The sequence below is a fragment of the Macromonas nakdongensis genome, assembly GCF_002837145.1.
Classification (GTDB): Bacteria; Pseudomonadota; Gammaproteobacteria; order Burkholderiales; family Burkholderiaceae_C; genus Macromonas_B; species Macromonas_B nakdongensis.
The window spans coordinates 1-6,677 of the sequence record NZ_NWMV01000120.1 but is presented as its reverse complement, the minus strand read 5'-3'; the positions used below and the strand labels follow the sequence as shown (position 1 = coordinate 6,677).

General features: G+C 59.0%; 10 protein-coding genes. 9 read left to right on the top strand and 1 reads right to left on the bottom strand.

All coding sequences use genetic code 11. The features are described from left to right. Positions 1-6: 6 nt before the first annotated feature. Positions 7-426, bottom strand: coding sequence for a helix-turn-helix domain-containing protein (locus CON77_RS13690; RefSeq protein WP_157826976.1), 420 nt, complete (start codon positions 424-426; stop codon positions 7-9). 212 nt (positions 427-638) lie between these two features. Here CON77_RS13690 and CON77_RS13685 point away from each other — a divergent pair, with 212 nt between their 5' ends. From CON77_RS13685 to CON77_RS13645, 9 genes are all read left to right on the top strand, one after another. After that, positions 639-1,148, top strand: a complete 510-nt coding sequence (locus CON77_RS13685; RefSeq protein ID WP_101050027.1) for a hypothetical protein — start codon at positions 639-641, stop codon at positions 1,146-1,148. Then, positions 1,145-2,251: a replication initiation factor domain-containing protein gene (locus CON77_RS13680; protein WP_101050025.1), complete on the top strand. Its 1,107-nt coding sequence runs from the start codon at positions 1,145-1,147 to the stop codon at positions 2,249-2,251. Before CON77_RS13685 ends, CON77_RS13680 begins: the two co-directional genes overlap by 4 nt. Next, complete coding sequence (locus CON77_RS13675; protein ID WP_101050023.1) at positions 2,248-2,553, top strand: hypothetical protein; 306 nt, start codon at positions 2,248-2,250, stop codon at positions 2,551-2,553. Before CON77_RS13680 ends, CON77_RS13675 begins: the two co-directional genes overlap by 4 nt. 1 nt (position 2,554) lies before the next feature. Next, complete coding sequence (locus CON77_RS13670; protein WP_101050021.1) at positions 2,555-2,743, top strand: hypothetical protein; 189 nt, start codon at positions 2,555-2,557, stop codon at positions 2,741-2,743. A gap of 6 nt (positions 2,744-2,749) precedes the next feature. Then, on the top strand, positions 2,750-2,956 hold the full coding sequence (locus CON77_RS13665) for a hypothetical protein (protein WP_101050019.1): 207 nt from the start codon (positions 2,750-2,752) through the stop codon (positions 2,954-2,956). A gap of 105 nt (positions 2,957-3,061) precedes the next feature. Beyond that, on the top strand, positions 3,062-3,250 hold the full coding sequence (locus tag CON77_RS13660) for a major capsid protein (protein WP_101050017.1): 189 nt from the start codon (positions 3,062-3,064) through the stop codon (positions 3,248-3,250). A gap of 104 nt (positions 3,251-3,354) precedes the next feature. Then, positions 3,355-4,596: a hypothetical protein gene (locus CON77_RS15260; RefSeq protein WP_157826975.1), complete on the top strand. Its 1,242-nt coding sequence runs from the start codon at positions 3,355-3,357 to the stop codon at positions 4,594-4,596. A 3-nt stretch (positions 4,597-4,599) separates the two neighbouring features. After that, entirely contained in the window at positions 4,600-4,899 is a 300-nt protein-coding gene (locus CON77_RS13650; protein WP_101050013.1) for a DUF2523 domain-containing protein, read from the top strand. Continuing rightward, on the top strand, positions 4,896-5,990 hold the full coding sequence (locus tag CON77_RS13645) for a zonular occludens toxin domain-containing protein (protein ID WP_157826974.1): 1,095 nt from the start codon (positions 4,896-4,898) through the stop codon (positions 5,988-5,990). The genes CON77_RS13650 and CON77_RS13645 overlap by 4 nt, the downstream gene beginning before the upstream one ends. Positions 5,991-6,677 lie beyond the last annotated feature (687 nt).

Genomic DNA, 6,677 nt, shown 5'->3' with positions numbered 1-6,677 from the left:
TATTATTTAACATAATGCACAGTCAGCCCCCAGCCTGGACCAGTAGGCGGGGGCTCTAGCCTCCCCCAAAGCGGCCTCCCAAAGCGGGGCCGTTTCAGGGTGGAGGTCGCTCTCCACCATGGCCACGGTGATGAGCACCGGAAGCCCTGCTAGCTTTGCCATGCAGGCTATGTCGCCTGCGCTGGGCTTTCCCTTTCCTTTCTTCCATTCGCTGATTCGCGACTGCGGCTTCTTCAGCTGCTTGGCCACTTCACCCAGCGTCCCGGCCCTTCCTTGGGCGGCTTCGATCAGGTCAACGACGTTCATTTTTTCAAATTCCTTTACACAAAACGGAAAAAGGGTGTACATTTCCGCAAAACGTAAATCACGTTTTCCGTAAACCGAACTGTACACCCCATGACCACTCAGCAGCAACAAGGCCAGCACGGCACCGAGCGCAGCGCAAGCGAAGCGCGCAGCGCCGGGGCCGTGCGATCTGTTCCCCCCCTGAGTAACACGGGGATAAACAACGAGGTTGAGCGCCTAGCGCCTCTTATTGAGGCTATGCCACCCGAGCAGCAATTTCTGTTTGCTGTTGCTGTTTCTGTTCGTGGTCTTCGCATGCTGAAGTCCCACCTTAAGGGCAAGGAGCGTCGAGCATGACTGTCCCCGTCCTCTTCACCCGCAAAACCTCGCCATACCTGGCGCTGGGCTGCGACTGCTACGACGCCGACCGTGATGCCCTGACTTGGCCCGGTGGCCGTCCTCTGATTGCACACCCCCCTTGCCGCTCCTGGGGCCAGCTTTCGCACATGGCAAAGCCTCGACCTGGTGAACGTGAGCTGGCTACCTGGGCGATTGCTCAGGTTCGCCTCTTCGGTGGTGCCCTGGAGCATCCCATCAATTCCCGCCTTTGGAATGAATCCGGCTGCCTGTCTTGGGGCGTTCGCGACCAGTATGGCGGCGTCCTTGTGCCCCTGTACCAGTCGGCTTTCGGGCATCGTGCACCCAAAGCCACTGCGTTGTACTTGGTTGGCACTCCGGTGCCTGAGATTCCCGAGCCGCGCCCGACCGTTACGACAGTTGAGCGCATGGGTCGGCCCGAACGTGAGCGCACCCCGCCCGAGCTGGCTGCGTGGCTCGTTGACCTGGTGGGGGCTGTTCAATGACCGACCGTCTCTCCCCAGCCGAACAGCTGCTGTTCGACGGCAAACGGGTCCTCATCAAGACCCAGGAACGCGCCGCCCGCGCTGACAGCGGCGTCATCGTTGATTACCTCCGCTTCACCGTCAAGCACGAACGCCTGAAAGACCTCGAAGATGCCCACCTCCCTCAAAGTGATGCCGCATTTGTGCGACTGCTTGCCCAGCGACTGGCCCAGCTTACGGGCTTTTCTTTCGGCGAAGCACGGCAAAAAGGACGCGACTACTACGACCACACCTGCACCATCTGGAACGCCAACGGCCACGAAGTCGGCAGCGTCAGCGGGGGAGGGGAGTACCAGCGGGGCACCTTCTGCTTCACCCTAAAAGGCGAAGGCTGCACCTACGCCGCCCAAGGCTGGGAAAGGGCGGTCTACGACTTCGCGCAGGCCCTGGACGCAAAAATCACTCGAATTGACCTCGCCCGAGACTACTTCACGGGCGAAAAAGGCGGCGTCGAAGCCGTTCGCGCTGGCTACCTGAACGGCGAGTTTGACTACCGGAACCGCCGCCCCAGCCAGGAGAACGCCGGCTGCTGGGACAACGGCCACAGCCGTACCTACTACGTGGGCAAGCGCGAAAGCGGGAAGATGTTCCGCGCCTATGAAAAGGGCCACCAGTACGGCGACATGAACAGTCAATGGTGGCGGGCCGAGGTCGAGTACCGCAGCCACCAACGCATCATTCCCCTGGAAGCACTCATCCGTCCGGCCAACTATTTCGCCGGTGCCTATGAGTACTGCGCCGACCTGCTGCTGGACGTCCTGCCCGTCACCGTGCCCACGGCCCACGCCGTGGCCGAGGCCAGCACCGAACGCACTGTGCGCTGGGTCGAACGGACTGTGGCCCCTGCCGTCGTCCATCTTTCCCTGAACTGCGGCTTCGACTGGCTCACCCGCCTGGTCATCGAACACGCAGACCGCCCCCTTCCCAAAGCCCTGCGCGGCCTCCAGCCCGAGGCCATCAAGCAGGGCATGGACAACGCCACCAAACGATTCACCCGAAGCACACCGGAACCGGCCCTGTGTGCGCCCATCAATCTGCCGGAAACCGAAAGCGAACCATCATGAACTTCAACGCACGCGTAACCATCACTGGCATCAAGTCCAGCAAAGGCACCCTGGAAAACGGCAGCGCCTACGACAGCACCAAGGTCTACGTGCAAACCGACCTCGACGACTCCAAGGGCACGGGCAAAGGCTCTGCCACCGTTGAATACGGCTGGGGCACTTCCGACAATTACCAGACGATCAAACACCTCCCATTCCCCATCGTCGCTGATGTCGAAATGGAGATCGTCACCAACGGCCGCATTCAGCGCACCCAGCTGGTGAGCGTCAAGCCTGTGGCTCAGGCCAAGGCGGGGAACTGACATGGCGATTGAATTGGCCGATGAGCACGACCCGAGCTTGATCGTGTGTGAACTGCTGCACGTCATCGCCAATACCTTGGGAGACAGCCGTAGGGGCTGGATGTGTCATGGCGATGAGAAGTTCACGATCAACGCTCCATCCGATTCAGGTTTCGACCTGGTTTTGACTCTGACGATTGCCTACGAGTGATACCCGATGACCACGCAAATCATCGAGTGCCCCAGCTCCTGCACGGTGACTGTCGAACACCTGATCACGACACCGTTGCTCGATCTGTCCCTCTCCGATGGGGGCCAGATTGCTGCTGCGGTTGTGATGGTGTGGACCGTGGGCTGGGCTGTCCGTATGGCGATCAGAGCGATGCACGTGGACGAAACCAAGTCGAGTAGCACCGACGACTGACCCTGTACTGCATAGCCCGCCATCGTTGTGAAACGCCGTGGGCTATCCAGTGCAACGTCGCACTACCGTGCCTGCCGGACCGCAGGAAATAGGAACTTTTCATTCATGAAAAAGCTGTTCGCTCTCGCTCCCCTGGCCCTGGTCGGTGCCGCCAACGCTGCTGCCATCGATGTGGCTGCTGTCGTGACCGACATTGGCGCTCAGGCTGCACCCGTGGCCTTGATCGGTGGCGCTGTCCTGGTGCTGCTGGTGGGCATCAAGGCGTTTAAGTGGGTCCGTAAGGCCATGTCCTGATCGCCCGGCCCTTCGGGGCCTTTTTTAATTCGCTCCTGGTCGAGAGCGAATCACAAAGGGTCAATCATGGGGTTGTTCGTAATCATTGCAGTCTTGGGGGCGGTATGGCTCATTTATACCGCTTGATTTTCCTTTTTCTTTTTTCTTTTGCTTCTCCCGCTTTTGCGGCTGTAACCTATTCATACTCCCACCCCTCTTGTGCGAGTTCTACGAAAGGTTGTACGACAATTTCGGCATCAACATTGCCAGCAATTGAAGCTGCAATTATTGCGTGGTGGAATGGAAATTCCTTTAACGGCGGTGGCTGGGTGCACTGCAACACACGTAACCCCTCTTGGTCTGGCTTAACCTTGTACCTTACCAACGACACACGTTCCGGCTCTTGTTCCGGCAGCTACGGTACGACCTATTCAAATATTGCTCACACCATTGTTCAATCTGGTACGCCTGACCCTACTCCCTCTTGTCCTTCTTCTGGTACATCCAATGGTGAGACATCAACCACAATTGCTCTTGGATCATTTCCAAATTCTGCATTGGGCGTCGATTCAAACGGCTGTGTGATTTCAGTTCAATGTACAACTATTGTTGAGTACGACGGACGGCGCGACTGTATTGGAACCTCGACATTTACAGGTCAAACCGGTACTGGTTCTCCTTCCGGTGTTTTCACCGAGGAACAGATTGAGAAAGCAAAAGAGGGCTATTGTCAAGGCGAAGTTAATGGCACAACTGTTTATGTGCCGTGCAGCGGTGTTTCTCAAAACACCGATACCTCAACAACCACGAATGCCGACGGTTCAACCTCAACAACGAAGACCTCGACCAGCTGCCAAGATGGCAAATGCACCACGACTGAGACGACGACGACGACTGACGCCCAGGGCAACACCACGGCCAGCGGGACGACAAAGACTGAATCACAGTCTGATTTTTGCCAGTCAAACCCTGGTCATGCATCGTGTAAAGCTGGTTCTTTCGGTGGTTCCTGCGAAGCCGGTTTCAAGTGTGACGGCGACGCTATCCAATGCGCCATGGCCAAGGTCCAGCACGAAAACAAATGTGCTTTGACACCAGCACCTAACGCCGGTGCTGCCTATTTCGACGCCCTCACGGAAGGCATGCCAACCAATCCGAACAGCGGCACAGTCACTGTTGGGTCATCCATGTTCAACACGTCCAACCTGCTCGGTGCTTCCAGCTGTACCTTGGACAAATCCATCACGGTTTGGGGTTCCACGATCAACTTGCCCTTCTCTCAGGTCTGCACCGCATTGGCCTACATGGGCACTCTTTTGCAGGCTGTCGGCTTCTTGCTCGGTGCCCGCATTATCACTCGGGGGTAATTCATGCCAGCAATCCTTGCTGCACTTCTGTCCGGCCTCATCAACATCGCCGGGAATATCGCCGGCCGTGTCCTGATTGGCCTGGGTATTGGCGTCATTACGTATCAAGGCCTCGATTCATCCCTCGACTGGCTCGTCGATCAGGCCGTTTCCAATCTCCAGGCGCTGCCTGCCGACCTGGTCGCCATCATGGGATACCTCAAGGTCGGCAGCTTCATCAACATCGTGGCCAGCGCCATCGCGGCCCGATTCGTTTTGCAGGGCCTCACCGGCGGCACGATGAAAAAATGGGTGCTCAAATGAGAAACAGCCTTCGTCGGCAGCTGGGCTTTATCTACCTCACGACCGGCGCGAACGGTGCCGGTAAAACCCTGTTCACGCTCAAGGACGTGCGCGAACGCCAGCTTAAGGAATCCCGCCCCGTCTACCACAACGGTCGCTTCCGCCTCAAGGCTGATTTCGGCTGGCACCAGATCGATTTCAAGGACTGGCAAAGCGCCCCCGATGGCGCCATTTTCCTGATTGACGAATGCCACAACGACATGCCCATACGGCGGTCAGGTGCTGAGGTCCCCGACCACATCAAGATGCTGGCCGAACACCGCGTGCGCGGCTTCGACTTCTACCTCATCACCCAGCACCCCAGCAACATCGACGTTTTCGTTCGTCGCATCATCGGCTCCCCAGGCTGGCACCGCCATCTTAAAAACGCCTGGGGCTCTCCGCTGGTGTCCCGTATCACCTGGAACTCGGTGAAAACCGATTGCGAAAAGTCCGGGGCAGGGGAGGACGGCACCGTTGACATGGTTGCCCGCCCGAAGGAGGTTTTCGACTGGTACGAGTCTGCCACACTGCACACCGCCAAGCCCAAGCTGCCGAAGCAGTTCTGGTTCATGGCTGCGGCCCTTCTGCTGGTCCCTGCCCTGGGCTACGGTGCCTACAGCACCTTCATGTCAACATCGTTCATGAAAGCGGCCCAAGGTGAGAACCTCACACAAAAACCTGCTGATGCCACTGGCACGACAAGCCCTGCGCAAACTGGTCCGGCTGGCCGTTCGTCTGATCGTGAGCGCGAGCCGATGACGCCGGCCGAGTACGTCCAGCACTACGCCCCCAGGATTCCCGACCTACCGTACACCGCACCGGCCTATGATGGGCTCACCGAACCCAAGCAGGCCCCGTACCCTGCCGCCTGCATCGCCAGTCGCACCAAGTGCGCATGTTTCACCCAGCAGGCCACGCCCCTGACGGTCAGTGACAGCACCTGCCGCGACATCGTCAAACAGGGCTTCTACATGGCATGGCTCGACCCAAGCACAGGCCAGCAGGTGGTGCAGGCCAGCACCGGACCCACCGCACCGCCCGAGCCCGGCACCCTTAACCTGAAGTTCTGACTGCTCGCGGGAAACCGCCTAGGCCCGCCACAGACGCCCTCGCGGCCAAGGCCAGTACCACCCCATACCCCGAAGGCCAAAAGCCCCACCGAGGCCCCTGCGGGGGCTGGCTTGCCCACCTGATCGATGCGGGCGAGGTGGCGGATAACAAGCCCCCACCCTTCGCGTCCTGAAAAACAATCAGCCCTATGTGCCCCAAACCGGCAGCGATGCCGGGACAAAGTCGGGCAGGTTTGCCGACCCAAACCCCCCGAGTCTCTCCAGTCGGCCCACCCTGGCGCGCAAAGCGTTGTTTTCCCGCTTCACGCACTCGTACAGGCTCGCATGCAAACGGGCCGCGTTCTCTGCTTCCGTGTACAGCTGCGACCGCCCCCACCTGGTCAACCAGTACACCGACAGCAGCACCGCCCGAGGTGCGCGATCATCGCGCAGCCACCGTCGCACCGTTGCTTCGCTCACGCCAAAACTCTTTGCCACAACGCGGATTGGTGGCCGGCCCAGATCCTCAAACATCACAGACAGCGGTGGTACGCCGCGCGGCATCTGCCAGGCGAAGGTGTGCATTTTTGTTCACTCCCAAAAGCCTCGGATGGTGCCGCGCTGACGCGGCCAGCAGAGCGGAAAAAAACCGCCTCTGTGGGCGGTTCTTCGTCGTTTGCCGACTTTACATAATGCACATTGTAGATA

Coding starts and splice junctions, on each gene's coding strand:
- CON77_RS13685 (WP_101050027.1), top strand. CDS start 639: ATGACTGTCCCCGTCCTCTTCACCCGCAAAACCTCGCCATACCTGGCG.
- CON77_RS13680 (WP_101050025.1), top strand. CDS start 1,145: ATGACCGACCGTCTCTCCCCAGCCGAACAGCTGCTGTTCGACGGCAAA.
- CON77_RS13675 (WP_101050023.1), top strand. CDS start 2,248: ATGAACTTCAACGCACGCGTAACCATCACTGGCATCAAGTCCAGCAAA.
- CON77_RS13670 (WP_101050021.1), top strand. CDS start 2,555: ATGGCGATTGAATTGGCCGATGAGCACGACCCGAGCTTGATCGTGTGT.
- CON77_RS13665 (WP_101050019.1), top strand. CDS start 2,750: ATGACCACGCAAATCATCGAGTGCCCCAGCTCCTGCACGGTGACTGTC.
- CON77_RS13660 (WP_101050017.1), top strand. CDS start 3,062: ATGAAAAAGCTGTTCGCTCTCGCTCCCCTGGCCCTGGTCGGTGCCGCC.
- CON77_RS15260 (WP_157826975.1), top strand. CDS start 3,355: ATGGCTCATTTATACCGCTTGATTTTCCTTTTTCTTTTTTCTTTTGCT.
- CON77_RS13650 (WP_101050013.1), top strand. CDS start 4,600: ATGCCAGCAATCCTTGCTGCACTTCTGTCCGGCCTCATCAACATCGCC.
- CON77_RS13645 (WP_157826974.1), top strand. CDS start 4,896: ATGAGAAACAGCCTTCGTCGGCAGCTGGGCTTTATCTACCTCACGACC.